Source organism: Desulfitobacterium dehalogenans ATCC 51507 (assembly GCF_000243155.2).
Lineage (GTDB): Bacteria > Bacillota > Desulfitobacteriia > Desulfitobacteriales > Desulfitobacteriaceae > Desulfitobacterium > Desulfitobacterium dehalogenans.
The window spans coordinates 1,876,484-1,903,351 of sequence record NC_018017.1 but is presented as its reverse complement, the minus strand read 5'-3'; the positions used below and the strand labels follow the sequence as shown (position 1 = coordinate 1,903,351).

The window sequence follows — 26,868 nt, the reverse complement described above, 5'->3', positions numbered from 1 at the left end:
GAAGGTGAGCAAGCATGGCCTTAGGGTTTTATTTCGATATGAATAAATGCCTCGGCTGCCGGACTTGCCAGGTAGCCTGCAAGGATAGAAACCGCCTGGATGTGGGCATTAGCTTCCGTGACGTCCGCAGTTATGAAGTAGGCGTTTATCCCCATGCCAGGCTGTATCATTATTCCAGTGCCTGCCATCACTGTTCCCATGCCAAATGTGTCAAGGGGTGCCCCGCCAATGCGTTGTACTACGCCGATGACGGTACGGTTCAGCATGACAAAAATAAATGCATCGGCTGTAAGTACTGTACCTGGAACTGTCCCTATGGCGTTCCCCAGTTCATTGAAGAAACCGGCATCATCGGCAAATGCGACAGCTGCAAGGGCTTGCGTGACAAGAGCGTCAATCCGGTCTGTGTGGATTCCTGCCCGATGCGGTGCCTTGAATTTGGTGATTTAGATGAACTTGAAGCCAAACACGGTACGGATATTGTTCAGGATTTGCCCATTCTTCCTTCCTCAACCCTTACCAACCCATCCTTATTAATTAAACCAAGGAAATATGCTTTAGATCCCAATTATACCGAAAAAAAAGTCTAATTCAGGAATGAAATCCTAATCTCAAAAAACTTAAAGGCGGTGTCTGCTATGACTTCACAAGAAGACGGAATTGCCATCATTCTGGCCACCCGGCATTATCTCTATCAGTTGCTGCAACGTATTTTTGGCAATGAACCTAACCAGGAACTGCTGGATATCCTCACCAACGAATACACCCTGGAAGCCTTGGAGTTAATGCTCGACGAGGATAACAGTCACTTACAAGCCTGCCTGAGTTTACTCTCAGAATTAAGGCCGGCTCTGTCCACCGAGGCTGACAGCATCCTGGATAAGCTGACCAGCGAATATACCTATCTGATGATCGGCCCCCATAAGCTGCCCGCTCCCCCCTGGGAATCCGTCTATGTGACCAAAGAACGGGCTTTGTTCCAGGAAAGCACCTTAAAAGTGCGGCGCACCTACCTCAACTATCAATTCCTGCCAGCCAATTATCCTCATGAAGCCGATGATCATCTGGGCTTTGAGTTGGATTTTATGGCTCATCTGGCAAAACTGGCCTTGGAAAACTTTGATAAGCAGGCTATGGATGAGGTCAAACAACTGCTGGACGATCAAAAAGCCTTTTTGGGGGAGCATTTACTGGTTTGGATCGGGGATTTCGCCAAGGATATGCAAACCTCCAAAACTCATCATTTTTATCCCCAAATGGCTATTTTAACCCAACAGTTCCTGCAAACAGATCGTTTAGTTCTTGATGAAGTTTTGGCTTTATTATAAGATGAGTGTCTTCCCTAGACACAATTTAACAGGGACGCTTTCACTTATGTGATGCGTCCCTTTGCTTTCCCCATCATAATTCCTCATCCATCTTGTGCAATCGCTTGATTTTCAGTGCGGCCATAATATCAAAGCGGGTATTGTGATCGTTCAACGAACGCCCCAGAATAGTTTCGATCTTATTGAGGCGGTAACGGAGTGTATTGCGATGCAAAAAGAGAGCCTCCGCTGTTTTCGTCACTTCAAATTGATTCTCAGCAAAGCTTTCTAAAACGCTGATCAGTGAAAGCTCTTCATCATCTTGCTTGTGCAGTTCGCCAAGAACATGAGCATAATACTCCTTTAAATCCTCAAGATCATGCTTGTAGAAGATCCGCTCCACCCCTATGTCACTGAAGAAAGGAACGGCTATCCCCATCACTGTTCCCAGCTCAAGGGATACCTTAGCCTCTTGATAGCTCCGAAAAAGATTGGTAGCTTTAACATAGGTCTGACCCACGCCACAGATTACCCGATTCTTAAGTTCTGTAGCTGTTAATTGAGCTAAGAGGATGTCCATCAAGGCAAGAATTTCTTTCTTTTGGGCAGGCTGCTTCCACTCCTCAGAGGGCAAAAGCACAATGAGTTCGTTATGCCTTATCAGTGTAGGTAACTTCTTATAATACCTATCAATGAGAGCTTTCTCCGTAAAGTGGTTCAGAATATCCATCAAGTGTTTATCCGGGGAATGAATATCTAATTCAGGAATTGTCAGGATTATAGCGGTATGAGGTAGAGTGAAATTCCAACCCCAGGTGGCTCCGGATGCAACAATTTCTTCTTCTGTTTTAAGGTTCCCATACAGAAGATCGTATAAAAAGGATTCTTGATGTTTTTGTTGCTCCTTGAGCAACTCAACCCGGCTTTGGAGATGGACTGCACATAAGGATGCAGCTGCCTTGATAATGAGTTTATGGGCTTCCATTATCGCATTGCTATCGGCATCGTCGACAAAGATAAAAATATAACCAATAACACGCCCCGCAGGTGCAATCGCTCGTCCCCAAGCATTGGAATGAAAAGTGCCGGCAGACAATTTGCAAAAAAATGATGTTTCATTATCAATCCTGGCACTCACTATATCCGTGTGAAAAGAATCAAGATCAGGGCAACTAAGGGATGAGGAAATCAAATTATATCCGGATGTAGAAATAAGAATGGGAAGCCTTAATATCTTAGCCAGAGCATCTGTCAAAGCTTGCAAACCTTGTCCGGAAGCTATGAGCAGTTCTTCCATATAGTTAAGAATACTAACGTCTCCAGCCTTCTCCTCCATAATTCAGCTCCTTCTTCCTTTTAGCAAGTGCAATATAATATCCTATACGCCATAATCAATTCATGGATTATTATGTCTAAAGAATCGTAACGATAGTTTTTGTCACGGTGCTGTATTTTACCGGTGTCAATTCGTACACACAAACATATTAAACTATTCACAATAGCTATACAATGATTATAGGTTCGGGATCAGCTTTTAGCAAGCTTAATCTATCGTATCGGAATGCGTAATTATAGGCGTAATTATGCTTCTTGAAATCCCGTTCCGGCTTCAGCATTACAGACTTAAAAGGAGGTAGAAGGATTAATGTCAGATATTCTTAAAAAAATTACGGACAAAAAAATAAGCCGCCGAAATTTCCTGAAGGCCACCGCGGCCGGAACCGCCGGCCTGGCCCTTGCCGGCTGCGGCACTGCGCTGGCTCCGGTGGGAGCGGAACTTGATGCTGCCGCAGTGAACGGAGAAGGTGAATGGATCCCTGCCGCCTGCTGGCATAACTGCGGCTACAAATGTTATAACTCCGCCCTTGTGGTGGACAATGTGGTGGTCCGCCAGAAAACCGATGATACCGAACCGGACAGCTTCAACAAGCCACAACTCAGAGGCTGCCTGCGCGGGCGAGCCCAGCAGCAGCAGGTTTTCGGCGCGGATCGGATCAAATATCCCATGAAACGCAAGCACTGGGAACCCCTGACCGGCGGTGACAAATCGTTGCGCGGCAAAGATGAATGGGTGCGGATTTCCTGGGATGAAGCCCTGGATTATGTGGCTGCCGAGTTAAAGAACGCCAAAGAAAAGTATGGCAACCGTTCCATCCTGATGCCTAACTTTGCCGATGCCCTTTGTGATTTCAATAATTCAATTAATGCCTTTGGCGGTTATACCAATGTGCAGGATACAGGCTCCCTGGGCACCTACCTCTTCGTTTCCGGTGTCCTGGGTATTATCCCTTATGGTAATGATGATGCTAATGATCGCTTGGATCTATTAAAAAGCGAAACCATTGTTCTTTATGGTTGCAATCCCGCCTGGGCTGCTGCAGGATTGCCCAGTCACAACTTAATGCATGCCAAAGAAGCCGGCGCCAAGTTTATTTATGTCGGTCCCAGCTATAATGAAACGGCTAATTTGGTAGAAGCCAAATGGATTCGCGTCCGGCCCGGCACAGATATAGCTTTTCTGCTGGCAGTAGCCTATGTGATGATTACGGAAGACGACCCCCTAAGCAATCCCCTGATCGATTGGGACTTTCTCAATCGCTGCACTGTAGGCTTTGATGCCGGGCATATACCGGCTGATGCCACGATCAAGGAAAACTTTAAGGATTATGTGCTTGGCAACTATGATAACCAACCCAAAACCCCTGAATGGGCTTCGGAAATTTGCGGCACGCCTGTGGAAGATATCCTTTGGTATGCCAAGGAAATGCACAAAGATAAGAAAGTTTCCATTTTACACAGCAGCGCACCGGCCCGCTGCAATAATGCCGATGATTTTCCGCAAATCCTAATGACCATAGCGGCTATGGGCGGTCATTTCGGCAAACCCGGTCACTCCTGCGGCTCGTGCCAATACTATTTCGCTACCAACAGCGGGCCTAAATTAGTCCAATTAGGGGCTTCCGGCGCTCCAATCCTTCCCAATCCTTGCCCAGACTCAATTATGGCTCCTGAGCTATGGGACAATGTATTGAATGGAAAATACAATTACACCGCACCAGCCCTATGGGGAGATCTTGCCAGTATGGGAGAGAAGGATATTGATATCCATGTCATCATTCATTCCTACAGAAACACTCTGCAGACAAACCAAGGTGTCGCCAAAGGGATTGAAGCCCACCGGAAAGTAGATTTCGTGGTAAGTTGTGCTTATTCTTTAAACGCCAGTGCCCAATACGCCGATATCGTACTCCCCATTACCACTCAGTGGGAAAGACACAGTTCTTATCTTTATCTGGAGATATATTATAACCGAGAGGTTCAATTCTTCCCTTCCAAAGTCATCGAACCTCTTTACGAAGCGAAAAGCGATCTATGGATTGGCAGGGAGCTTGGCAAGCGCTTAGGCATTAATGTGAATCAAGTCTATCCCCTGTCTGAAGAGCAGCGGTATTTCAATGCGATTGCCGGTGCTACGGTGATTAACAAGGAAGGTACAGGCTATGAAACCTTAGTCACCATCACTGAAGCGGATCTCGCCTGGTGGAAACAAAAGCATGGCAAAGTCGATGGAAAACTGCAGCAAGGCCGCATCGGTCTCAAAGAGTTGATGGAAAAAGGGATCTATAAAGTCGAACGCCATGAAGGCGATAACTATGGCCATATCACTTACCAATCCTTTGTCGAAGACCCGGATAAGAATCCCGTTGGCTCCAAAAGCGGCAAGTTTGAAATCTACTGCCAAACCAAAGCCGACAGCATTAATGCCATGGGCCGCAGCACCCTCAAACCTTATCCGACTTATATCCAGCCCCTTAATGGTTACGAACAGAGTTTTAAGGATTGGGACAAAAAAATCAAAGGCGATTATCCTTACCAAGTAACCACCCCCCATTATTTAAGGCGTTCGCATACAATTTTGGACAATTTACCCTGGCTGCGGGAAGCTATGCGCAATCCGGTATTCATCAGTGCCGTGGACGCAGCGGAAAAAGGCATAAAGAACGGCGATGCCGTACTTCTCACCAATCCCTATGGCAAGGTATTGCGTCAAGCCAGTGTCAGCCAGCGGCTGATGCCCGGCTATATTGAGATGCCTCACGGCACCTGGCTGGAGTTGGATGAGAAAACCGGCATTGATAAGTCCGGCTCTGATAATTATCTTTCCGCCCCTATTACTACCGGTTGTGGTGTTTCCGGTTACAATACCCAATTGGTCAATATGGAGAAGTATGATGGAAAGCCCCTTACACCGGACTATCTATGGCCCCAAAGAATTATTAAAATCTGATAAGGAGGCGAATTTGAATGGCCTTAGGATTTTATTTTGATGTCACTAAATGCATCGGCTGCCGCACCTGTCAAGTAGCCTGCAAAGATAGAAACCGCTTGGATGTAGGCATTTTATTCCGCCAAGTCAAAAGCTATGAAACCGGGGTGTATCCCGACGCCAGGGTGTATCATTACTCCGGCGCCTGCAACCATTGTAAAGAAGCCAAATGTGTTAAAGGCTGCCCCACCGGAGCTCTTCACTTCGCTGATGATGGGACCGTGCAGCATAATAAAAACAAATGTATCGGCTGCAAATACTGTACCTGGAACTGCCCTTATGGTGTTCCCCAATTCATTGAAGAGACCGGGGTCATCAGCAAATGCGATAGCTGCAAAGATCTGCGGGATGCAGGCCAAAACCCTATGTGCGTAAATGCCTGCCTCATGCGCTGCCTGGAATTCGGCGATCTGAATGAACTGGCTGCTAAACATGGAACAAACCTCGTTAAAGAGTTACCAGTATTGCCTTCTGCCAATGTGACAAAACCCTCTATCCTGATCAATCCTAAAGAGTGCTCTTTAGATACCAACTATGTAGAGTTGGAGGTATAATCAATGAAAGAGTTAGCATTAATTCTGTTCACCATCAGTGTTCAAGTCGCCATCGGGATTATGGTTTTTGCCGCTATTGCCAAGCAATTGCATAAAGACGGTCTCTTTAAAACCGCCGTCTTGACCTCGGCAGTCCTAGCCATAGCCGGCCTTCTTGCCTCCTTCCTGCACTTGGGTCACCCCTTGTCGGCCATCAACGCCCTTACGAGATTCGCAACCTCCTGGCTGAGCCGTGAAATTTGGTTTACCAGCTTGTTTACCGGTCTAACCGTCCTGGCCGCTTTGTTCATTTATTTTAAGCCTGCAGCCAAAAGTGCTGTCAATCTTTTAGTTATACTAGCCGCTGTTATTGGTTTAATCGATGTTTATGCCATGGCTTCCGTCTATGCCTCCACCAGTATTGAAGCTTGGCAGCATGCAGCAACCTTTATCGAATTTTATGCTGCCGCCCTATCCATGGGGTCCCTGATTTTCTTCGCTTTGAGCGCTAAAGAAGCGCCTAACCTGCAAAAAGTTGTGTCCATTGCCGTTGCCGCAGCGATTGTGGTCCAGGCTGTCGGCAGTTTCACCGCTCCGCAAACCATGGGCGCAGCCATGATTATTAAATGGGCTGCCATCCTGGTGGGTGCCGGTTTACTCTTCCTCTCCGGCAAAAAGAAAGAACTTGGAGTTTCCATCGTCTTAGGTTCTACTGCTTTAGTGCTCCTCGGACAAATTGTCGGCCGCTATATCTTCTTCACTTTATAATCATTGCCAAAGCTAAAAGACTACATCTCTCTCCTCACCCCTCCTTACAGATCACTGTGGGGAGGGGTGAATTATTGAACTTCTTAAATTCCATCCTCCTTGCCAACCATTGTTATCTTGATGACAATTAAATAGGGAACCAAGGTAAATCTCCCCTGGTTCCCTGACATTTATTAACCTTAACTTAATCCAACAGTATTCACAACCATAATTGCATAAAAGAGATATCGGCCTAATATCTGGCCTACAACCACTAAGGCTGCTGCAAGATAGACTGCCGTATCAACAGCACCTTCAGTAGTTGCCGCTGCTTGAACGGCATCTTGACCGGCAGATACCTTCGTCCCTCCTTTACCCACGGGGAAGAACAGCAATCCTGCTCCAAAGAGAATCAACATCCATTTCATGGCCATGATTCCGCTCATGCTGTTCAAGAGAGCAAGGCTTTGCCCGGCTGCCCCATTCCCGCTGGTTCCCAGCTGGATATAGTAGAGCACCATAGCCGCTACCTGCACGATTACCACAGCGCCCACTGCCAGAGAGGCAGGTTTTTTCACTTTAACAGCTTCCTGTCCGCTTAACGCGAGAAACATGACGGCTCCCATGGAGATGGCGGCCGCATAGAACTCAATCGTTAGGGAACCGTGCTGCCAGGCCGGCACCGAGGCAAAGCCATAGATCGAAGCCATCATATAAACATCAACTAAACCCACCACTGCGACAAGGGGAGCCAAAGCATTGACCGCACCTTTGGCCGAAGGTCTGGCAATCACCAATAAGGCTATTAAAAGGGTTATCCCAGTAAAGGCACCGGTGAACCAGATTTCCCGGCTCAGCCAGGAGGTGCTGAAGTGGAGAAGGGAGTTCAGTGCGGCAAGGGGTTTACCCAAGTGCAGCAGAGAGGCGAGAAACCCGACAATAGCCAGGCCGGCGGCTGTGACTATCGCCGTTTTAAATTGTCCTTCCTTGTTGAAGGATTTGCCCAGAGCCACGAAGATCATAATGCCGATAGCCGCCTGAATGCAGATTGAGAATAGGATTAAGGATAGGTTTTCCACTGATTACACCTCTTTCTCACGAGAATTGGAGTCTAAAGCACAATCCTTGGGCTTAATCAGCACCGATGGATTTGTAAGCTTTGCAGAGGGCAGAATAGGCAACTCCTGAACAAAGCGGTCGCCATACTTTGCCTTAAGTTCATCTAAGTCCCCAAATTCCAGGCAGCGCATAATACATGCATCCACACAGGCAGGGTTTTCTCCGCTGTCACGAAGGCCCTTGCAGCTGTCGCATTTCCCCACGATGCCGCTTTCTTCAATGAATTGAGGTGCACCATAGGGACAGTTCCAGATGCAATATTTACAGCCGATGCATTTATCCTTATCGTGCTGCACAGTACCATCCTCTGCATAATGCATGGCACCGGTGGGGCACCCCTTGACACATTTGGCCTCGGCACAGTGGTTGCAGGAAGAGGAATAGTTGAAAGCATCAGGTCGTGGATAAACACCGGTCTCAAAATTCTTTACCCGACGGTATAACACGCCAATATCGTTATTATTTTTATCTTTGCAGGCAATCTGGCAAGTGCGACAGCCGATGCAGGCTTCCATATCAAAGTAAAAACCTTTTTTACCCATTTTTCCTTACACCCCTTCCTGGAATACGATTCTTGCTGCTTTTTCTACATCGGGAATGAGTTTGGATTGTGTGTATTTCTCAATCCGGGCAATCCCGGTATTAAACCCTGAAACTCCCTGCCCGGTCGGGATTTGGCCACTGAGGATATTATCCGCGCCACCCACATCGATTCCCGTTTTTTCATCCATATCCACCCAGGCGCCATGAGGCAGAGCAACGACTCCGGGTCTTACTCGTTCTGTAAGGCAGGCATTTCTTAAGATTTTTCCATAGGGACTGGTAATCAGAACCGTATCCCCATCGGCAAGGCCATTGTCCCTGGCATCGTTGGTATTCAAGAAAACAGGATTAGGCCAAGCTTCCTGAAGCCATTTCACATTATCGAAAACGGTGTGGGAACGGCGAAGGTAATGAGGATTGATCACCTGATAGGGATATTCTCCTTTGGCTTTACCCTCCCATTCCTGGAAGGTATCTTCAAATCCCCCGGCAGGTTTGATATAGGATGGAATCGGCTGAATTGTACTAAATCCCATGTCATTGATGGTTTTCGCCAACTTTCGGCTATAGATTTCCAACTTGCCGCTTTCTGAGCTTAAGGGATTATTCTCAGGATCCCGGACAAAATCTTCATAGGCAATATACCCATAATTATCCCCTGGATAGCGTTTAACTTGATATACTCCCTTTTCCTTGAGTTCACGATAAGTGATTTTCCCAGTTTGGGGCTTGCCGGTCACTCCTAACTCATCAATATCTTCCTGGGTTATGGTCACCAAGGGCCCGTAGGTCTTCCCATCTTCATTGACTACTGTAGTGCTGGCCAAGGCATTAAAGAACTGCTGCTTCTCATCAAAGGGGAAGGCTTCTTTTTCATCGATTCCCAACTTCTTGGCCAGTTCTATGGCGATCCATTGATCACTCCTGGCTTCGTAAAGGGGTTCCGAGATTTGGGAATACATAATAATCATTTCACGGTTGCCGCTGTGCACCAAGGTTCCTCCGGAGAAACCGCCGATTTTCTCCCACTCCGTTGTTACCGGGAGGACAATATCTGCATACTTGGAATTTGTGGTGACGAACTGAGAATGAGAGACAACCAAATCCACCTTGCGATGGGCTTCGATCCCTTTGGTCATCCCATCGTTGGTCTGCAACGTCGCACCGCCTGAATGATAAATGATCCGAATATCGATATCTCTTTCTTCACCAGGTTTGTATTGGTCGGCTGAAGTGAAGTCCCCGCTTCCGGTGAAGTTGTATTTGCCGTTTAGGATCGCGTCCCAGACCTGACCTGCATTAATACTGTCATCTACGGGATTAGGGATCCCCGGCAGGCCGTTGGAACCCGCACACACCAGAGCCGGGCCCCCATTGCCGGATGTGGCATGCATGGTACTGCCGGTCATATGTCCGGATTTGCCCATATGACCGGTCATGGCTCCGATGGTCATAATCAATTGCGGCAGATTATCCGAGTTTCTGGTTCTTCCGGAAGCCATCCCGCAGATGAAGGCTACCTTTTTATCTTTTCGGAACTCCAGCGCTAATTTCTCGATCTGGTCTTCAGACACTCCACAAATTTCACTGGCCCATTCCGGTGTTTTAGGAACACCGTCGTAAGTCCCGAGCACATGGTCTTTGAAATTGCCTTTAGGATCTTCACCTTCCGGCATATGCTCTGCATCAAAGCCAATAGCACACTTATTTAAAAACTCCCAATCAATCAAAGGATTAAGGGTCGGGTGATCTTTGGTAATGAGGACATAGGCAATGGCTAACAGCAAGGCTGCGTCCGTACTTGGTCGGACCGGTACCCACTGTGCACCCAACATAGAATAGGTAGCATTGAAAAAGGGGTCAATCCCGATAAATTTCGCTCCGGCTTTCTTGGCTTGCCTATAGTGCCAACTGGAACTTCCCATCGCACTCCAGGCCGGATTCATGCTGAGCATGATAATGGTCTCACAGTTCCGCAGATCAAAACGATCATTCACCGTCTGATCCCATACTCCTAATTGCATAAAACCAACGGTTTTAGGTGTCATGGCCCAACTGCCGAAAGAGTTGGTATTCCAGTATTCGCAATATCCCCCATACAATCCCAAGGTTCTTGAGATATCCGTAATTCGGCTGCTCCATCCTCCAATATGCAGAATCGAACGGTTGCCATAGTCTTTTTTCACCCGATTCAATTCATCGGCAATATAAGCCAAGGCTTCATCCCAGCTGATCCGCTCCCATTCATCCTGACCGCGCAGGGATTTATCCCCTCCGCCGGGCTGCCAATGTTTGCGTTTCATGGGGTATTTCAACCGATCCGCGCCAAAGACCTGCTGGCGTTGAGAGCGTCCTCTCAAACAACCTCTCTGTTGTGGGTAGTCTGGAGAATCTTCATGGGTATCATCTGTTTTCTGGCGAATGACTACTCCATCCACCACCAGTGCTTTGTTCAAACATCGTCCACCGCAGTTATGCCAGCAGGCTGCCGAGATCCATTCTCCTTGCTCCTCTCCCACCGCATTGATCTTTCCCCCCGCCGGTGCTAAGACACTCCCGCAACCGGTCAGTGCCAAGCCGGCAGTACCTGCCGCAGTTGCTTTTAAGAAACTCCTGCGGCTTATGGTTTTATCCGTTACTTTTTTAAGAAAACTTGACATAGTACCTTGAACCTCCCTTTTAAATCAGCGTTCCATCATGCCTGAGCGAAATTCTGTGCCTCTTCGCAATAAAAAAGGAACATACTTCCTCTTATTTGACGAGAGCCGCTCCCGAATCTATAATCAGTATAGCTTGCCGCCCATTTTGGTCATATGTTCACAAGTACAAAAAAGCCACGCTTTTTTTATTCCGGGATACAGATTAAAGGACTTTACAATCATCCCTTATAGAATCAAAATTAATCTATAACTATAAATACCATTCTACCCTAACTTTTAAGAGTCGCCTAGAATGAACCCCTGAGCTTTTCCTTGGTAAATCGTGAGAAAGGTGGTCTATATGAACAAGCAATTTTCCGTTCCGGATTATATGCAAGAATTGGTTATGGCTTCAGGACAGGGGTTAGATCTTCTGACCCATACTTTAGCTAAGGTCATTAATCGGCCTGTACTGGTTTCAACTTCTGCTTATAAACTGGTTGCCTCCTCTTCTCACTATGATTGTGAATTCTTTCAAGTTGAACTGGATGACCCTCGGATCCATGACGAAAGCCTTTTTCTCTGTCATATCTCTGCGGGTACTTTTAAGGTACGTGCCATAGGTCGTGCTATTGCTCCCCTTGGCCGTGTCATTGGGTATATTTTCATTCTTAGTGATGAAGATAATCCGGATCGAGAAGCCTTTCAACCCCTGTTGGATTATACATCATCACTCTATGCCGTCCACCTCCAGAGCCGGTTAGAGCTTAAGCAGGAGCAAAGCAAGTTTAAAAATGCCTTTCTCTATGATCTGCTTTACGGAAACCTTAAACGCAGTGAAGATATCATTGCTACCGGAGAAGTGTGGGGCTGGAATTTCAGTCGCCCCCATACGGTTATGGTTTTTCTCCTTCCTGATCCGGAGCATCATAATCCGGGGCATCATCTTATGGATTTTCTCTCCCGCATCATAGAAGAAATTTTCATCGATAACTATTATAAAAACCCGGCACTCATCCTCCGCCAAAATGAACTGGTGATCCTCGTTCCTCTTCAGGCGGATAAATCTGCTTTGCAAAAGGAAGAAATACTTGGTTTTGCTGAAAAAACTTTTTCTCAAATCAGAACCACGGAATTAAATAATCTGGTAACCTGTGGAGTAGGACAGGTTTATTCCGAATCCACCGAGCTTTTTCGCAGTTATCAGGAAGCTAAAGTGGCTTTTGAAATGGGAAAGCTATTAGAAATACCTGTTCCCTTCTTCAGTGAACTCGGCTTGGAACGAATCCTGTATAAACATGATCTCCAGGACTTAAAAGAATACTATGTCCATGTTCTGGGGGAATTGCACAAACAAGATGATCCGGAAAGTTCCCTTATAGCCCTCCTGGAGAGCTTTGCCGAGAACCAATTTGACGTGAACAAAACCGCCAAAGCGATCTTCATGCACCCTAATACCTTGCGCTACCGCTTGAATAAAATTGAAAACATCTTAGGTAAGTCCTTGACGGATAACCATACCCGCCTGGATATCATGGCAGCTCTTAAAATTAAACGGCTTCACACTATTGAAAAATTATTGGCTTGACAGGAAGCCGCCCTGCTGACCGTAAATCAGCAGGGCGGGCTCACTGTCCATCCTTTCCTGGCTCAAAATGGATGTTGACATTTGTATTCTTCAAGGCCAGTTCCAGCTCCCGTTCCATTTCATCGCTCATTTCATGGGTTTCGCGAATGGTCAGACCCTCACTAACCGTAAGATGGCAGTCAATATATTTGATGTTGCCGGATTTTCTGGTACGCAAGTTATGATAATCCAATATTTTGCCATGATAGCTATCCATAATAGTCTTGATCTTCATTTCGTCCTCATCCGACAATTTTGTGTCCAGAAGCGGTTCGAAGGCATTTTTGCAAAGCACAAAGGCTTCCTTTATGATCAGCAGTGCCACCAATATGGCCGCAATCGGGTCAAGTATGTTGATTTTCGTAATCCAGATCAACAGAAGGCCAACCGCGACGCCAAGAGAGGTATACACATCTGTTTTCAGGTGCAGGGCATCTGCCTCCAGCGCTATGGAATCCTCTTCTTTGGCCACCTTGTAGAGAATCCTGGAAACCAGGGTGTTCACAACACCGGAAAACAGCATGACCGCTATAGCCACCCATGTTTGAGAAATTTCCACGGGGTGTTGTATCTTTTTTATGGCCTCAGCTATGATAAGGCAGGCTGCCACAAAAATCAGCAGGCCCTCCAGAACACCTGAAACATTTTCAATTTTCCCGTGACCGTAGGGATGCTTCCGATCAGCAGGCTTTGACGACATCCTCACCGAGAAAAATGCGATGATGGAAGCGATGAGATCCATACCGGAATGTATGGCTTCGGAAATAATACTGATGGATCCGCTTAGCAAACCTGCTGTAACCTTGAGAATGATCAGCACCGAATTCGATACGATGGATAATGCGGCAACCTTTACCTTCCTATTTGCGGTATTCAAGATACCCCTCCTCTTTTTGGTAAAAAAATACCTGTGGCACAATAATTATTTCAATTATAGTCCCACAGGTATTCTTCCTGCTGCCGGTTTCCCAGCCCAGCCCCATCGGCTTTTATACCGATCGCCTGCTCTATTATATTTGTATTTAATTTAATATGTTACTAGTTTAAGGTCCGCCAGCGAATTTGTCAATACCCGGTAAGCATATCTGTAGCTCTTCTATCCTTTTTCTTATGTGGTTAAATGTACTTTATTTTTAGTATCACGTCTTCCGATTTTGCACCATAATTTCTATAGAGCCCACGCTTGCTTCAAAAGGCGGATTCCCTCTTGTATCTGCCCCTCATTCAGCAGGCTGTACCCTGCAAAAAGCATATTGGGGGGGCAGGCTTCCGAAACACTCCAGAACGGGGTTACCGGGTATACCCTGACTCCTGCTTTCTTTGCGGTCAGGATTAACCGGTCGGCATGCACTCCATCCGAAAACTCCAACAAAAAATGCAACCCTGCACCTTGCCCGTGCAGCACGATTTTTGGCCCGAATTGTTTCGACAGCTGCTGGACAAAAACGTCATGCCGTTTTCGATAGACTGCACACATCCGGCGCACATGCCGGGTATAATCGCCAGAGCGAAGAAATCTTGCCAGCACTTCCTGTGTCAGCCAAGTAACGGGGCTGCTGTAAGAAGAAAACATCTGATGGTAGGCCCCAAGTAAATGTTTAGGGAGTACCATGTAATTGATGCGCAATGATGGAGAAAGAGATTTGGAAAAGGTGCCGATATAAATAACACGGTCATTGCCATCGATGGACTGCAGGGACGGTACCGGATTTGCATCGTACCTGTATTCGCTGTCATAATCGTCTTCAATGATATAAGCATTTTCTTCCGCTGCCCATTCCAGCAATTCCCGTCGTTTGGAAATCGGCAGGACGGTTCCATAAGGAAACTGATGGGACGGTGTTACATAAACAGCAGGGACATCCAATGTTTTTAGCCCTGAGAAGTCAAGTCCGTCTTGTGTAGATGGAATATGGCGTATCAAAAACCCATTGTTTTGAAATACCTCTTTGGCTCCGTTATATCCCGGTTCCTCCATGGCAATCCTCTTATGGCTTGCAAACAGCTTACATAAAATATCCAGCGAATAATGCAGACCACAGCCGATGAGGATCTGGGCTTCTGTACAAACCACCCCGCGGGTCTGGTACAAATAGTTCCGAAGTTCACAGCGCAGGGAACGGTTCCCCTGTTTATCCTGATACTGCGTCATATAAGATGACGAATCGGGTGAGGATAGCACCTCCAGCATATACTTTTTCCATGCCGCTTTAGGAAAGCACTCGTCAGGAAAACTTCCATATTGAAAATCATAGGGAAGGTTTCTCTCTTCTGTCTCGTGACCTGAATCATCAGTCACCGCACAGGACAAATTTTGAATTTCACCGCTCCTTTTAGAATCTCTGATGCTTTCTATGGCAAAACCCGCACCTTTTCGAGGGCAAATATACCCCTCCACCGCTAGTTGTGTATAGGCCTTATCCACGGTATTACGCGCGACACCTAACGTCTTTGATAAAGTTCGGATTCCGGGCAGCAGCGTCCCCGGGGAAAGATTTCCGGAAATTATGTCCTCTTGTATTTGCCTGTAAATCTGTTCATATAAAGGTGTGTCCATTTCTTTGTCAATATAAATCATTGTTCATACATCCCTCATTCAGTGTACCCATAATTATATGCTAGAAGTGTACCTTTTGACAGGTACACTTCTAGCATATAATAAAAGCATATGGTTAGCAATCGGAAAAACCGGGGGCATCCTTATGTATAAAAATTAGGAGGAATGATGTATGCAAAACAGGATGAAACACTTTCAATTAACAAAAGAGGAGATTGACACACTCCTGCAAAGAGCGGATATTGGACGCTTCGGAACAGTTCGCGGAGACGGATATCCTTATGTCACTGCCATGCATTTTCTATACTATAACGGAACTATTTATATGCACGGACTGCCCAAGGGATTAAAGATTGACAATGTGAAGGATAATCCAAAGGTTTGCTTTGAAGTGGATGAGTTGTTGGGATTGCAGCCGGGTGAAGGGATGGCCTGCGATACAGAGGCCATTTACAACAGCGTGGTTGTAATAGGAACTGCACATATTCTGGAAGATATCCCCTATAAACGTGAGGTTCTAAACAGATTAGTTGAAAAATACACACCGCAGTTTGCTGGTAAGGAGCTTCCGGAAAATATGGTGAAAGGCACTGCGGTGATTGAACTACAGATTAAGGAATGTACCGGAAAATATCATAAATAAGTATTTCAAGAGTTCTTCCCCCAAGCCAGAGCCTTAGACTATTTAAATGGTATTATTCCCGGGCTTGACGATTATCGGATTGGTTACGCCGTTTTTCCGCAAATGTTTAGTTAAGTTCTCAAGTTGAAGCTTCAGGAGTTCCTCATCATTGCTGTAATGAATGATTTTCTCAGCCAGTCCGCTAATGGGTTTACCTGATACCGGCAGGGTGCAAAAGCTGCGAATGGAGGTAAAAAAGTTAGCCCCGTCTCCGGCCTGTTCATAAGTCAAAAGAACATAATTCCCCTTGCTGTCCTTTTTATAGGTGTGGGCAGAAGGAATCACACTGCCTCCTATTTCTCTAACGCCATCATTATAGATGGTATAAGTGGAACTATAGGTCGTCACAAAAACTTTAAGGAACTCCCCTTCCTCATAACTGCCGAAGATTTTCGGGGCAACCACCGTAAACCCTCGCTGAGGCTGGGAATTTCTTTCAGTTTCCGTTCTATAGACGAGCTTCTCCACCTCGTCCTCTCCCTCATGGGTATAATCTGGGAGCATAATCCTTTTCTGCTTGGATAAGGCCTCATACCATTCCTGAGGAGAAAGAGATTCATCAGTAATGCCATTGCGCTCTCTCAAGATATCCTTGCATAGTTCCATCATAATATGTCCTCTTAAGCCCTCCCCCTTCCCTTGCTCAAACTGGTTCAACATGTATTGCAAAGCCTCTTCACCCCCATATTTCAGGATCTTTTCATACTCATCCTGATGGGTACGGATGTAATCTTGTGGATTGGAGGAGCTTAGGGGAGAAGACATGATGATGTTAAGGCTTTTTTCCAGATCATAGGCGGCTCTTGCCTGGGACCTATCCCCAGCTTTTTTAAACAGGTCGATGATTGCCTGGGCCGTATCCGGGCTGATTTTATAGATGCGTTCATAGGGTTTTTCAATAGCGTAGTTCTTTCCATCCTCAGTGTAGAGGAAATAAGTATAGGCAGCATTCGGGCCTTCCAAAACGATTCGCATATAATCGGCCACATCCGGCGTATCATTCACACTGGAGTATCTTAAGAGAAAAGGAGAATTCTCTTCTTCCTGGGCCAGATGTACCACCATCTCCAAAATAGTGCTGTCTATGCTGGTCACGGAAGCGACCTCTTCTCCTTTTTCCCACTTTGACATGGTCAGGCTTTGGATCTTGGGATAGGCCAGCAGGGCTATTTGCTGAATAACTTGGAAATCTTGCTTGGGAATGGCATAGTAACGATAGTGATCACCGGATTGAATCATAGCTAGAGTCGGTTCTTCGTCAAAAAAGCGAATCTCGTTATCCGCATTCACATGAATAGTGATGGAGGGTGTAAGGTCAAAGGGTGTGGGGACCTCTTTTTTCTTCCAGTCATCCGCAGCCGAGGACAGCCATTTTCCCAACTCCGCACTGGACACTATGATGGGATAAGAATACCCCGCTTCGCTAATCTGTACTCCCTCCCCTTGCATAAGGAGGGATGCCAGATTATTCGGATTGAGGAAGGACAGATCCGGTTCCTGATCGGCAGGATCGGCTACCAAAGTGAATACCATAGCGCCCATGACAATGACCAAAGCGATCAGAACCCAAAACCTAGGCTTCTTATAATTAAGGATATTTTTAATCCTTGTTTTCACATGGAGTTCCCCAAAGGCCAGAGGGTTTATGGTGAAAAGTCCGTTTCTTTTTACGGAAAGAGCCAGCAAAGAGCTGGAGTAGCCCCTCTTCGCTTCCTCGCCCATCTTGCTGAGAACGCTTTCATCACAAGACATTTCCATGTCCCGGCTCATGAGGACAAAAGACAGCCAGATCAGGGGATTAAACCAATGAAGAATGAGGGCAAAAAAAGCAAGAGGCTTCAGGAGATAGTCCCTTCTTTTAATATGGGTTTCCTCATGAGCCAGGATATAATCCAGATCAGCCCCGGCTACACCCAGAGGCACATAAATCTTCGGACGGATAAACCCGCACACAAAGGCTGTCGTAAGCCGATCGGATTCGTAAATAGTGTCTTTAACCAGGGTAGCCGTTTGCAGCAGCCGTTTTGTCCTTATATAGGAAATGATACTGTAAGACATCAGTGCCGCAATACCTGCCAGCCAGAGCAAGCTCAAGATATCCATCCCGATTGGCATCGGGCTTGAACTTGTCATGGGTGTGATCTGGGGCAAGGAGGCATTGACCCCAGGCTCGAAACCGGCACTGCCGGACGGCATGGTGGGCCGCGGCGTCATCGCATTATGTTGAGGAACATAGTCCAACACGTCGGCACCACTTTGCAAATTCCTGTCGATTAGCCCTAAAAAGCTAAAGTCTGAAGTCAGGGATAAGGGACAAAGAAGCCGAAACAAAACAACCGACCACAAGACATAGGAGAAAATTTTAGGGGCCTTTCTTAAAAAGAAACGAATCAGTATGACGACAACGGCAACATAGGACGCCGTAATGCTCATGTTCAGAACGGTTGTCAATGCACCCTGCAAACTGCTCATTTCGTCGCCTCCTCGATCATCTTCTTCATTTCCTCGGCCTCCTGCCGGGAGAGTTTCCTATCCTTGAGGAAGGTGGCTAAAAAAGCGGGAAGGGAATTATCAAAGGACTTTTCCAAGAGCACCTCGCTTTCGTACTTTTGGACTTGTTCCCGCTTGACGATGGTGGTCACCGTAGCGTTTTCATTTTTTAATAATCCCCGCTCGGAAAGCTTACGCAGCATGGTGTAGGTGGTCGGCTTTTTCCAGCCCAGCTTATCCCGGCAGACTTTGGTCAGTTCCGTTGAGTTGATAGGCTCAAGGCCCCAAATAATATCGAGGAATTTATACTCCGCATCAAACAGCTTAAATTCTTCCACAGTTTACACCCTCCCTGTCCATGAGTTAAGTATATAGGTTTATCAAAATAAACCTATGATAAGTTTATCCCGATAAACCTATACTGTCAATACTTTCTATTCTGAAAAGGGCCGAAGGTAATTCTCCAGGATTTTGCTTTCGGCGTTCACTCCATTAGCTGCGCGGAGCAATCTAATCACTCAAGACCTACGCTGCGTCGGGTCCACCTGCGCCGCTAAGCAGTCTCTGTGGCATTGCGGCTTGGGCGAAACCCTCGCCCGGGTTTCGTGCCCAAATCGCTCCTCGAAAGCACTGCTTTCGCACTTGTTCTCAATGGGCGGTTGGAAACGTCCTGTTTCCAACCCGACTCCGCTGCAGTCTTTTCGCGAAGATTGCTTGCCTGCTCGCTTAGAATCCGTTCTCTGCCTTAAAGCAAAATCCTTGGGCTATCTTTCGGGCTTGAACGGTGTGGATGTAGGATAAAGCTATACGACCCGGACAATATTCTTCATCCTTTAACTTCCATAACTTATCCAAATAACCCATCTTATGTATGGACTTTATCTCTTGTCTTCTTATATACTATAAGTGAACAAGAGAACTACAAGTTACTTAATTATCACTGCCTCATTGGTAGTATCGGTACTATTTTTCCAAGCAGAAAAGGAAGAATAAACACCATTCGTATCAGAGGTGAAACGTATGTCTATTCTCCATCGATACAAACATCGACTATTGGTCGTCGATATTCAAAAGACCTACTCTCGCTTTTATAATCTTAATTATCTGCTTAAAGTAAAACGCTTTCTGGCTAATCATTCCTTTGAGGACATAAGGATGCTGATTGATGTATTTGAGGAAATTTACTCAGGGGAATTCATCCCCTCGTTCATCGACAAAAGCTTAACCGGTGAGCCGATTTTCAAACAGTATTGTACTGATTTTGCCATGAACCTCTTGGAAGAAGAGGGAATCGATGTGGCAGAGTTTAAGCAGGAATTACTCAATAATCACTGCATCCTGCCCTTTCATGATGGTTTAATGGCACTCATCGAACCCAGCTTTATACCCGATTATAAAGTCTGTCATTCGGACAATCTTCAAGAGTACTTACTGGAGTACCTCCCCCCAGCCTTCAAAGACTATCTTCATTCATGTCAGGGATCTAAAGTACATATCATCGGTGGAGGTTATGGGGAGTGTGTCTATATCACAAAGCAGATTCTCGATTTATTGAATATCCGCAACTGCATTCATTCAAACTATTGTTACGAAATGAATCCTTATAGTTCCTTATCCTATCCTCCGCTGGACAAGGGGACCAAAAAAGTCAATTGGTCCTTTAAACGAAATGATTTTCTTTTCTAGGACTAAAAATTGTTGGCCTATGGCATAAGTTAAGCCCTCGGATTTCCGAGGGCTTATTTGCCGGATTTATTTACACTCTCTCAAGGTAACGGATATAGGCTTGAATTCCTTGACTTATTCCCTGAGCAGCTTTTTGTCTAAAAGCATTATCACTGAGCTGTTTCTCCTCAGTCGGGTGAGAGATAAAAGCAACCTCCACCAGAACTGCGGGCATGGTAGTGTTCCTCAGCACATAAAGCCGGGAGTCCTTCACGCCAAGGTTTTTGGTGCCAATCTTCTGAGTTAATTCACTTTGGATATATTGGGCTAATTTATAGCTTGAAGTACCACTGGGGTTTTCTGATGAGTAAAAAGTCGTCGTCCCCTGAGCGGTTTTCCAAGAGTCATTGTGAATACTGATAAATAGGTCGGCATTGTTTTCGTTAGCTATATCCACCCGCTTTTGCAGGTCCCCCCTCTCAGTGTAGGTTGTCCCTGGAGAATAAGCCGGAGAATTATCGCCGCTACGGGTTAACACCACCTTGGCACCGGTAGCCTCCAGCTCCACGGCTAAATATTGAGCAATGGCCAAATTATTATTCTTCTCTTGCGATCCGCTGGGTCCGAGCGCCCCCGGATCCGGAGACCCATGACCGGGATCCACGACCACTGTTTTGCCAATCAGCAGATTCTTGGTAAAGTCCTTCCCTTCCAGTCCAGCCTGAATTTTCCCCGAAACCACACCGGTGCCCCCCAGAATAAAAATCTCCATAGCGGCAATCTTATCCGGGGCAAAAATCGGAGCTATTGACTCAGGTAAAGTATAACTTTTCGTGATGAGAAGGGCTGAATTGTTTTTCGCAGCCAGTACAGTTCCTACCATCGCGTCGGGATAGTGCTGACCGGAAGCCAGATAAAGCTGCTTTGAGCCATAGGAACCTTGAGCATACTCGTAAAGTTTAGCTGCTGATTCATAGCGGTCCTCCCCTCCCAAACGAAGGGTTATGGGAATGTTCTGTTTCTTCACCAGCTGCTCGGGAACCACTCCGTCTCCCCCCACCACAATGACTTGGGTGGGTTTATGCTTCTGATAATAGTCTGATACCGTTTGGGGAAACTCAGGGTTTGACATCAAGAGAATAGGAATCTGCTTGATTCCCGCATAAGATGCCGCCGAAAGGGCATCAGGGAAATCATCCCCATTGACCAGGATCATGGTATCGCTGGGAACCCTTTCCGCGATAAGAGCTGATGTCTCATAGCGATCCGCTCCGCCAATTCTTTCCCACTCATAATTGAGTTCAGTGAGTTCTTTTTCCATAGTAGTTGATAGCCGCCCATTTCCTCCCAGAAGAATCACCTTTTTGGCCTTCAGACGTTTTAATTCCTCTTTGACCCGGGGATCAAGATGAGCGCCATAGGTCAGAAGAACCGGCGCATCCAGTTGAACTGCCAAAGGGGTAGCGGCGATAGCATCGGCATAATTGTTTAATTCATTAAGAATTACCGTATCCGAGGCAGCCCAGCCTTGCTGAGAAACGGCAAGGGAAGTTGCTGTGCGGTCTTTACCATATAATCTTAAAGCAGCGGCTCCGGTTGCAGAAGATTCTGCAGTTGCTTCAGCACCAAAAACCGTGAAGGGAAAAAGATTCAAAAGAAGAACCACTGCTAAAGACAAAAAAGAAATCCGTTTCCAATGCATAATAGACCTCCTGCAATTCAATCATATCGACAAAAATTGACACTTTTTGATTATAACATGATGTGAATTGCGGAATCACTGGAATTATTAGGCTTACCAAAAACTACATAATGCGGCACAAAATATCGTGCAAATCAATTTCCCAAAAGGTAGAATTGAACAGGGAGTGGGAAAATGGATTGGGTTGATGTTGCTTTAAAGTATGGATATGAATCCCAGGATTCATTTTCACGTGCCTTTAAGAGCTTTCATGGGGTTTTACCTTCCGGTGTCAGAAACGAAACAGTTCAGCTAAAATCCTGCCCCAAGCTCTCCTTTCAAATTACAATTAAAGGAGAAAATCATATGAATTATCAAATTGAACAGTGGCCTGCCTTTAAAGTTATGGGTATATTACACAAAGTTAAAACATCGGCGGCATTTGAAATTATTCCAGGCCTATGGGAAAACGCCTGGCAAGACGGAACAATGAGAAGGTTTATAGAGAATTTTCCTGATTACAGGCCTGCAGGATTTTTAGGAATTGCAGCCGGTGGCCAATGGGGAGATTCCGAAGAAATGAATTATATAATAGCCGTAACAAACCATGTTGATGTATCTGAATGTAAACCTATCCCTGTACTTGAAGGAATGGAGGAATTTTCTTACCCTGCTGCGACCTGGGCAGTTTTTGAAGCGAACGGAGAACTGCCTGATGCGACGCAGAAAGTCTACAAGCAATTTTACACCGAATGGCTTCCTAACTCAGGATATGAGCTGGCAGACCTTCCGGTTATCGAATGCTACATGCAGGAAAACCGTCAAGAAGTATGGATTGCTGTGGTTAAGAAATAATGAAAAGTACAAAAAGGCAGGCAAGATTAGTAAAGTGCTTGAAACCCCTGACCATTTCAGTTTTTCGAAACCTTGGTCTTGCTTTTAGGCTCTCGTTCTTGTAAGGTGACCCTGATGGTATCCCCAGGCTGTTTGCCGATTTTGGCACGTATATCTTTGCGAATCCCCAGGATATGGCAGGGGGTTCCCATTCTGACCAAGCTTCCTTCATAGACTTCTCCATCAAAGGTAGCTGTCACCGGTACGCGGCCTTTCCCAAACTCCGCCTTAACGTCAAAGGGAATTTCTACATAAGCCCCATCGATATCCGGTACTTTCTTGATTTCAGCATCAAATTCATAAAATTTGCCCATGAAAATTCTCCTTAATGCATACTTCTTCTCTCTATGAACTGAGGTCAAATTCTTTATCCTGATAATCCTTTACATAATAATGTTTACCCTTTTGGATCACCGTATGCCCTTCCCTTTCCAGAAAGGTTTTATGCCCTTGGATTCCCTCCGGATATTTTTCGTTCAGCAGGCCATCCTTCTTTAAGGTCCGCCAATAAGGAGTCAAATCCTCTCCCCTTTCTGCAGAGGCATGGGCCGCGATGTTGACGAATATGCCGGCAGTGAGAGGACAAGTAAAATCTGCTCCATGCTTTTGAGCCAGATAGTTTCTAAGATCATCTGCGGTTATCACTTTACCCTCGGGGACTCTCCGCATCTGCTCATCATAAGCCGTGGGCGGTGCCACCAGCATTTTATCACCGCCATAACGCATAATCGTTTTAGGATCTGTCACCTGAACCACTTTGGGTAGATCCTTACTTTGTTTGAGCTTCTCATTAAAAGATTTCCTTGCCATTGTTACCCCCCTTTTTATTCCTAATCCTCTTGAGCATATCTTCAACAAACTCCCCTTGTTTTAGTGCTTTTTGAGTGACTCGGATTGAGATGACCCGGTCTTTACGAAGATAGGAATCAAGGATTTGGGCCTCATCCACTTCCGACTGTGTCAGCTGTCGAGAACAGCCTTGCTTATCGGCCAGTGCTTTGGGGATTTCCTTCAGAAATTGCTTCAATTCCTCATGAGGCTTTGCTTGGGTACTGTCCCCTTGAGGCAGGTCACGCAAAGGGATTATCCTACTCATCAATACTGTGTTCCCTTTGATTAGGAACATCTTTACAATCTTCTTCTCCTTATCTAAAAACTCGAAACAAGAAGGCTATTATGGCGAAGTGTTCTATTGAGTAATTTTTGCCTGCCTTGTATATAGCGTAACCCCAACAGATATTCACGATAGCGGGCAGCCTCTTCAAAATGAAGGTCCTCGGCTGCCCTTGCTAGCCGGCCGCTAATCTCCTTCATCATCTCTTTGTCCCTGGTTTCAATCACTTGGCAAACCGCTTTTAACCTATCCCTGTATTCTTCAGGGCTGACCTTCCCTGTGCATACCCCGACACAGGTGCCCAATTGCCGATACAAGCAGCCATCACCCCGCTTACCTCGGCCAGGGGTGGGGCATTTACGAATTAAGAAGGTATCATTAAGACACTCCACACCAGTTTCCACCCGATGACGGCTGTTAAAAGGGCCATAATATACCCCTCCATCCTCCTCCCTTACCTGAACAATCTCTATCTTGGGGAAGTTATCATCAGGTATCTTAATATAGACATAGTTCTGATCGTTTTTCATCTGTCTATTATAATGAGGCCTAATCTCCTTAATTATGCGGCACTCTTCCAAGAGAGCATCCAGTTCCGTGTCCACTATCCGATACTCTAAATCCGCAATACGAAGGATCATTTCTTCCACTTTGGGATCCCGGTGCTTATGCTTATAAAAATATTGGGATACTCTGTTCTTGAGGTTCTTGGCTTTACCCACATAGATAATATTGCCTAATGAATCCTGCATAAGATAAACCCCTGGTTTCTCCGGCAGGTCCTTTAATTTTTCCTTTAAACATTCCTTATGATCCATCACTTTTCAACATTCCTTATGATCCATCACTTTTCAACATCCCTACTCCAACTTAGAAGTCATAGCATCAAGTCTGCTGACCCCTTATTCCTTTGCTAATGACTTCCATTAAAGCTATAATCTATGTATAGAAATCCCAAAATACAGCAAGTTTGTACTTAATTATTATATCATTATTCTATCGAGCTTTTACTACTGGATTATGCATCCATTAATACTCTCTGAAGAAAGCAGGTTATTCTATGTTAGATTCGGCAAACTGGCAACCCCAATTCCTCGCCACAGGTGTAGGCAGCCTTCCCTATGCTCAAGCTGAAACAGCCTTAAAGCAAATATGGAAAACCCTCCCTAAAGCACCTCATTGGCCGCAACTCCCCCAACTAGGAGCAAAAAGTTCTTTTGTGGGACAGTATTTAAGAATTCTTGTCGAAACAGGGTGTATTGAAGGATTTGATCAGCCCCGTTTCCAGGCGGACACCCCGGATTGGACGGAACGGATGGCCCGTTTCTACGAATATTATCTCCATGCTGAAGCAGGCGATCAACATGCCTTAGAAGAATTCAGCTTCACCCCGGAGGGAGGAGTGGGATTCAATGAGTTTTGTAACGACCTTGACCACAAAGGCACTCAAGGAGCATTGCTGTTGAAAGGACAGTTAAGCGGCCCAGTAACTCTGGGGATGCAAATTACGGATCAAAACCGCAGAGCCGCCTATTATGATGAATATCAGCGGGATATCCTTGTTAAGTCCTTAAGATTGCACGCCCGTTGGCAGACGAGGCGTCTGGCTCAGTACGGACTACCCGTCCTGATGTCCATCGATGACCCCGGATTGTATGCTTATGGGGCCTCAACCCACCTGACTTTAGATCGCAATACTTTGATTGGCAACCTTAATGAAGTGGCTGAAGGAATTCTCGCCGAGGGTGGGATACCTGGAGTTCACGTCTGTGCCGGAATGGATTGGACTCTCATCTTCGACTCAAAGATTAAGATCGTCAATTTTGATGCTTATGAATACATGACAAGTATGGCCGTTCTGGCTGAACCTCTGGAAAAATTTCTCCAGAGAGGCGGCATTCTTTCCTGGGGCATCGTTCCGACTTCGATAAAAGCTTGGGGGGAAACTGCAGCCAGCCTGGGTAAGCGTCTGGAAGGAAATATTAAAGAGCTGACCAAAAGAGGAGTCAGCGAAGACAGGCTGCGGTCACAAAGTATGCTCACTCCAAGCTGCGGCACCGGAACCTTGGATATAGATCTGGCGGAAAGGATTTATGTTCTCTTGCAGGAGTTAAGTGCCTCCTCTACCCATTAAAAAAAATCTGGGATTGTCTCATTGAGACAATCCCTTTATTCTTTCAATGTCTATTTTTCTTGGTTCACTACATTATACTAAGCAAGACTGTGCTTTTTAAGTACCGAATAGGGGAGTACTATTTTAATCTTCAATAAGAATCTTAAGTTCCTTTAAGGATTCTGATAGCAGAATCAAATATCCTCTGAACAAATCGGTTTGCGCATATTCTTGTGCGTTATCAATAAATTTATCTACCCATGGCAAAATATACTTTTGTAGGAAATCGAGAATGTCTGTTTTAATCGCTTCCTCGACTGTGAAATTCCCCAATTCCGTTTCTTGAGCAGCTCTTTTTGCAAGGATACTGATAAAATCTAACAGAGTCCCCAGATAATCCATACGGTTATGATTGTCCTGCCGAATTCCTAGACCGTGTGATGAATAGAGCTGTGTTATCGCCATGATGGCATCTACTCCCACGCCGTCCACAGAGTTATAAACACCTGCATATGGAGGTTGGGGGCAGTAGACAGGACTTATACCCCGAAAAAGACGTGTCCATTCCACAGACAGCTCTTGAACTAATTCCGCAATAGACTTCTGATCACTGTCATTAAGATACCCGGCAATCAGTTGATACGAACCGCCTTGCCTTTGAAAGGGAGACTCTTCTTCATTAAATACTGTACGAAGTCTTTTGATCATTTCTTGATCAGGCTGATTATTTAATATTGAGGCAAGGAAAGCAAAGGCATTGCTGATAGTTTGCCAGTCAAATAATGATGAATGCAATTCTTGATCAGCTACAATACTATTTGGCATAATTT

The 26,868-nt window shown here is 45.8% G+C and carries 24 protein-coding genes, 1 pseudogene and 1 riboswitch; of the genes and pseudogenes, 11 read left to right on the top strand and 14 right to left on the bottom strand.

The genetic code is table 11. The features are described from left to right. The first annotated feature begins 14 nt into the window (after positions 1-14). Entirely contained in the window at positions 15-590 is a 576-nt protein-coding gene (locus DESDE_RS09165; RefSeq protein ID WP_014793757.1) for a 4Fe-4S dicluster domain-containing protein, read from the top strand. Between the two features lie 48 nt (positions 591-638). Next, a complete protein-coding gene (locus tag DESDE_RS09160; protein ID WP_014793756.1) occupies positions 639-1,328 on the top strand; it encodes a TorD/DmsD family molecular chaperone in 690 nt (229 codons plus the stop codon). A gap of 73 nt (positions 1,329-1,401) precedes the next feature. Here the strand turns inward: DESDE_RS09160 and DESDE_RS09155 are convergent, their stop codons facing one another. After that, entirely contained in the window at positions 1,402-2,643 is a 1,242-nt protein-coding gene (locus DESDE_RS09155; RefSeq protein WP_014793755.1) for a PucR family transcriptional regulator, read from the bottom strand. 309 nt (positions 2,644-2,952) lie between these two features. Here DESDE_RS09155 and DESDE_RS09150 point away from each other — a divergent pair, with 309 nt between their 5' ends. Genes DESDE_RS09150 through DESDE_RS09140 form a run of 3 tightly spaced genes read left to right on the top strand, consistent with a single transcriptional unit; the run spans position 2,953 to position 6,935 of the window. Then, entirely contained in the window at positions 2,953-5,595 is a 2,643-nt protein-coding gene (locus DESDE_RS09150; protein ID WP_014793754.1) for a molybdopterin-dependent oxidoreductase, read from the top strand. 17 nt (positions 5,596-5,612) lie between these two features. After that, complete coding sequence (locus tag DESDE_RS09145; protein WP_014793753.1) at positions 5,613-6,188, top strand: 4Fe-4S dicluster domain-containing protein; 576 nt, start codon at positions 5,613-5,615, stop codon at positions 6,186-6,188. A gap of 3 nt (positions 6,189-6,191) precedes the next feature. Then, complete coding sequence (locus tag DESDE_RS09140) at positions 6,192-6,935, top strand: dimethyl sulfoxide reductase anchor subunit family protein (RefSeq protein ID WP_014793752.1); 744 nt, start codon at positions 6,192-6,194, stop codon at positions 6,933-6,935. Between the two features lie 179 nt (positions 6,936-7,114). Here the strand turns inward: DESDE_RS09140 and DESDE_RS09135 are convergent, their stop codons facing one another. Genes DESDE_RS09135 through DESDE_RS09125 form a run of 3 tightly spaced genes read right to left on the bottom strand, consistent with a single transcriptional unit; the run spans position 7,115 to position 11,236 of the window. Next, positions 7,115-7,993, bottom strand: coding sequence for a dimethyl sulfoxide reductase anchor subunit family protein (locus DESDE_RS09135; protein ID WP_014793751.1), 879 nt, complete (start codon positions 7,991-7,993; stop codon positions 7,115-7,117). 3 nt (positions 7,994-7,996) lie between these two features. Then, entirely contained in the window at positions 7,997-8,575 is a 579-nt protein-coding gene (locus tag DESDE_RS09130; protein ID WP_014793750.1) for a 4Fe-4S dicluster domain-containing protein, read from the bottom strand. A 6-nt stretch (positions 8,576-8,581) separates the two neighbouring features. Beyond that, positions 8,582-11,236: a molybdopterin-dependent oxidoreductase gene (locus DESDE_RS09125; RefSeq protein ID WP_014793749.1), complete on the bottom strand. Its 2,655-nt coding sequence runs from the start codon at positions 11,234-11,236 to the stop codon at positions 8,582-8,584. 340 nt (positions 11,237-11,576) lie between these two features. Here DESDE_RS09125 and DESDE_RS09120 point away from each other — a divergent pair, with 340 nt between their 5' ends. Beyond that, entirely contained in the window at positions 11,577-12,803 is a 1,227-nt protein-coding gene (locus DESDE_RS09120) for a PucR family transcriptional regulator (protein WP_014793748.1), read from the top strand. Between the two features lie 40 nt (positions 12,804-12,843). On the opposite strand, the gene DESDE_RS09115 is transcribed toward DESDE_RS09120, so the two are convergent. Beyond that, on the bottom strand, positions 12,844-13,719 hold the full coding sequence (locus DESDE_RS09115) for a cation diffusion facilitator family transporter (protein WP_014793747.1): 876 nt from the start codon (positions 13,717-13,719) through the stop codon (positions 12,844-12,846). 55 nt (positions 13,720-13,774) lie between these two features. Then, a riboswitch (NiCo riboswitch) is annotated at positions 13,775-13,862 on the bottom strand. 148 nt (positions 13,863-14,010) lie between these two features. Then, entirely contained in the window at positions 14,011-15,420 is a 1,410-nt protein-coding gene (pdxR, locus tag DESDE_RS09110) for a MocR-like pyridoxine biosynthesis transcription factor PdxR (protein ID WP_014793746.1), read from the bottom strand. Between the two features lie 151 nt (positions 15,421-15,571). Between pdxR and DESDE_RS09105 the strand changes: the two genes are divergently transcribed. Beyond that, positions 15,572-16,042 carry a pyridoxamine 5'-phosphate oxidase family protein gene (locus DESDE_RS09105; RefSeq protein WP_014793745.1) on the top strand — a complete coding sequence of 157 codons (471 nt, stop codon included), beginning with the start codon at positions 15,572-15,574 and terminating at the stop codon, positions 16,040-16,042. Between the two features lie 42 nt (positions 16,043-16,084). Here the strand turns inward: DESDE_RS09105 and DESDE_RS09100 are convergent, their stop codons facing one another. After that, positions 16,085-18,553, bottom strand: a complete 2,469-nt coding sequence (locus tag DESDE_RS09100) for a DUF5301 domain-containing protein (protein WP_014793744.1) — start codon at positions 18,551-18,553, stop codon at positions 16,085-16,087. After that, entirely contained in the window at positions 18,550-18,909 is a 360-nt protein-coding gene (locus tag DESDE_RS09095) for a BlaI/MecI/CopY family transcriptional regulator (RefSeq protein ID WP_014793743.1), read from the bottom strand. The genes DESDE_RS09100 and DESDE_RS09095 overlap by 4 nt, the downstream gene beginning before the upstream one ends. A gap of 313 nt (positions 18,910-19,222) precedes the next feature. On the opposite strand from DESDE_RS09095, the gene DESDE_RS21845 reads away from it, so the two are divergent. Then, positions 19,223-19,372: a hypothetical protein gene (locus DESDE_RS21845; RefSeq protein ID WP_158309865.1), complete on the top strand. Its 150-nt coding sequence runs from the start codon at positions 19,223-19,225 to the stop codon at positions 19,370-19,372. A 219-nt stretch (positions 19,373-19,591) separates the two neighbouring features. Further along, positions 19,592-20,257: a hypothetical protein gene (locus tag DESDE_RS09090; protein ID WP_014793742.1), complete on the top strand. Its 666-nt coding sequence runs from the start codon at positions 19,592-19,594 to the stop codon at positions 20,255-20,257. A gap of 70 nt (positions 20,258-20,327) precedes the next feature. On the opposite strand, the gene DESDE_RS09085 is transcribed toward DESDE_RS09090, so the two are convergent. Beyond that, positions 20,328-21,938 carry an N-acetylmuramoyl-L-alanine amidase gene (locus tag DESDE_RS09085; RefSeq protein ID WP_014793741.1) on the bottom strand — a complete coding sequence of 537 codons (1,611 nt, stop codon included), beginning with the start codon at positions 21,936-21,938 and terminating at the stop codon, positions 20,328-20,330. A 183-nt stretch (positions 21,939-22,121) separates the two neighbouring features. Between DESDE_RS09085 and DESDE_RS09080 the strand changes: the two are divergent. Beyond that, positions 22,122-22,772 (top strand): annotated as a pseudogene (locus DESDE_RS09080) (GyrI-like domain-containing protein); the annotation flags it as partial. A 56-nt stretch (positions 22,773-22,828) separates the two neighbouring features. On the opposite strand, the gene DESDE_RS09075 reads toward DESDE_RS09080, so the two are convergent. Genes DESDE_RS09075 through DESDE_RS09065 form a run of 4 tightly spaced genes read right to left on the bottom strand, consistent with a single transcriptional unit; the run spans position 22,829 to position 24,743 of the window. Beyond that, entirely contained in the window at positions 22,829-23,125 is a 297-nt protein-coding gene (locus DESDE_RS09075) for a DUF1905 domain-containing protein (protein WP_014793739.1), read from the bottom strand. Positions 23,126-23,156: 31 nt separating this feature from the next. Further along, entirely contained in the window at positions 23,157-23,621 is a 465-nt protein-coding gene (locus tag DESDE_RS09070; protein ID WP_014793738.1) for an MGMT family protein, read from the bottom strand. Beyond that, a complete protein-coding gene (locus DESDE_RS22530) occupies positions 23,602-23,907 on the bottom strand; it encodes a hypothetical protein (RefSeq protein WP_242831375.1) in 306 nt (101 codons plus the stop codon). Before DESDE_RS22530 ends, DESDE_RS09070 begins: the two co-directional genes overlap by 20 nt. A gap of 53 nt (positions 23,908-23,960) precedes the next feature. Then, the gene (locus tag DESDE_RS09065) at positions 23,961-24,743 is read right to left on the bottom strand and encodes a GIY-YIG nuclease family protein (protein WP_242831374.1); all 783 of its coding nucleotides are present in this window, start codon (positions 24,741-24,743) and stop codon (positions 23,961-23,963) included. A 242-nt stretch (positions 24,744-24,985) separates the two neighbouring features. Here DESDE_RS09065 and DESDE_RS09060 point away from each other — a divergent pair, with 242 nt between their 5' ends. Continuing rightward, positions 24,986-26,059, top strand: a complete 1,074-nt coding sequence (locus DESDE_RS09060) for a methionine synthase (RefSeq protein WP_014793737.1) — start codon at positions 24,986-24,988, stop codon at positions 26,057-26,059. Positions 26,060-26,182: 123 nt separating this feature from the next. Here DESDE_RS09060 and DESDE_RS09055 read toward each other — a convergent pair whose 3' ends face one another. Further along, positions 26,183-26,863 (bottom strand): TorD/DmsD family molecular chaperone, encoded by a 681-nt coding sequence (locus DESDE_RS09055; RefSeq protein WP_014793736.1) that lies wholly within the window; start codon positions 26,861-26,863, stop codon positions 26,183-26,185. Between the last annotated feature and the right edge of the window lie 5 nt (positions 26,864-26,868).

Coding starts and splice junctions, on each gene's coding strand:
- DESDE_RS09085 (WP_014793741.1), bottom strand. CDS start 21,938: ATGCATTGGAAACGGATTTCTTTTTTGTCTTTAGCAGTGGTTCTTCTT.
- DESDE_RS09150 (WP_014793754.1), top strand. CDS start 2,953: ATGTCAGATATTCTTAAAAAAATTACGGACAAAAAAATAAGCCGCCGA.
- DESDE_RS09065 (WP_242831374.1), bottom strand. CDS start 24,743: ATGGATCATAAGGAATGTTTAAAGGAAAAATTAAAGGACCTGCCGGAG.
- DESDE_RS09165 (WP_014793757.1), top strand. CDS start 15: ATGGCCTTAGGGTTTTATTTCGATATGAATAAATGCCTCGGCTGCCGG.
- DESDE_RS09120 (WP_014793748.1), top strand. CDS start 11,577: ATGAACAAGCAATTTTCCGTTCCGGATTATATGCAAGAATTGGTTATG.
- DESDE_RS09160 (WP_014793756.1), top strand. CDS start 639: ATGACTTCACAAGAAGACGGAATTGCCATCATTCTGGCCACCCGGCAT.
- DESDE_RS09100 (WP_014793744.1), bottom strand. CDS start 18,553: ATGAGCAGTTTGCAGGGTGCATTGACAACCGTTCTGAACATGAGCATT.
- DESDE_RS21845 (WP_158309865.1), top strand. CDS start 19,223: ATGGGCGGTTGGAAACGTCCTGTTTCCAACCCGACTCCGCTGCAGTCT.
- DESDE_RS09145 (WP_014793753.1), top strand. CDS start 5,613: ATGGCCTTAGGATTTTATTTTGATGTCACTAAATGCATCGGCTGCCGC.
- DESDE_RS09105 (WP_014793745.1), top strand. CDS start 15,572: ATGCAAAACAGGATGAAACACTTTCAATTAACAAAAGAGGAGATTGAC.
- DESDE_RS09055 (WP_014793736.1), bottom strand. CDS start 26,863: ATGCCAAATAGTATTGTAGCTGATCAAGAATTGCATTCATCATTATTT.
- DESDE_RS09140 (WP_014793752.1), top strand. CDS start 6,192: ATGAAAGAGTTAGCATTAATTCTGTTCACCATCAGTGTTCAAGTCGCC.
- pdxR (WP_014793746.1), bottom strand. CDS start 15,420: ATGATTTATATTGACAAAGAAATGGACACACCTTTATATGAACAGATT.
- DESDE_RS09075 (WP_014793739.1), bottom strand. CDS start 23,125: ATGGGCAAATTTTATGAATTTGATGCTGAAATCAAGAAAGTACCGGAT.
- DESDE_RS09070 (WP_014793738.1), bottom strand. CDS start 23,621: ATGGCAAGGAAATCTTTTAATGAGAAGCTCAAACAAAGTAAGGATCTA.
- DESDE_RS09130 (WP_014793750.1), bottom strand. CDS start 8,575: ATGGGTAAAAAAGGTTTTTACTTTGATATGGAAGCCTGCATCGGCTGT.
- DESDE_RS09125 (WP_014793749.1), bottom strand. CDS start 11,236: ATGTCAAGTTTTCTTAAAAAAGTAACGGATAAAACCATAAGCCGCAGG.
- DESDE_RS09060 (WP_014793737.1), top strand. CDS start 24,986: ATGTTAGATTCGGCAAACTGGCAACCCCAATTCCTCGCCACAGGTGTA.
- DESDE_RS09090 (WP_014793742.1), top strand. CDS start 19,592: ATGTCTATTCTCCATCGATACAAACATCGACTATTGGTCGTCGATATT.
- DESDE_RS09155 (WP_014793755.1), bottom strand. CDS start 2,643: ATGGAGGAGAAGGCTGGAGACGTTAGTATTCTTAACTATATGGAAGAA.
- DESDE_RS22530 (WP_242831375.1), bottom strand. CDS start 23,907: ATGAGTAGGATAATCCCTTTGCGTGACCTGCCTCAAGGGGACAGTACC.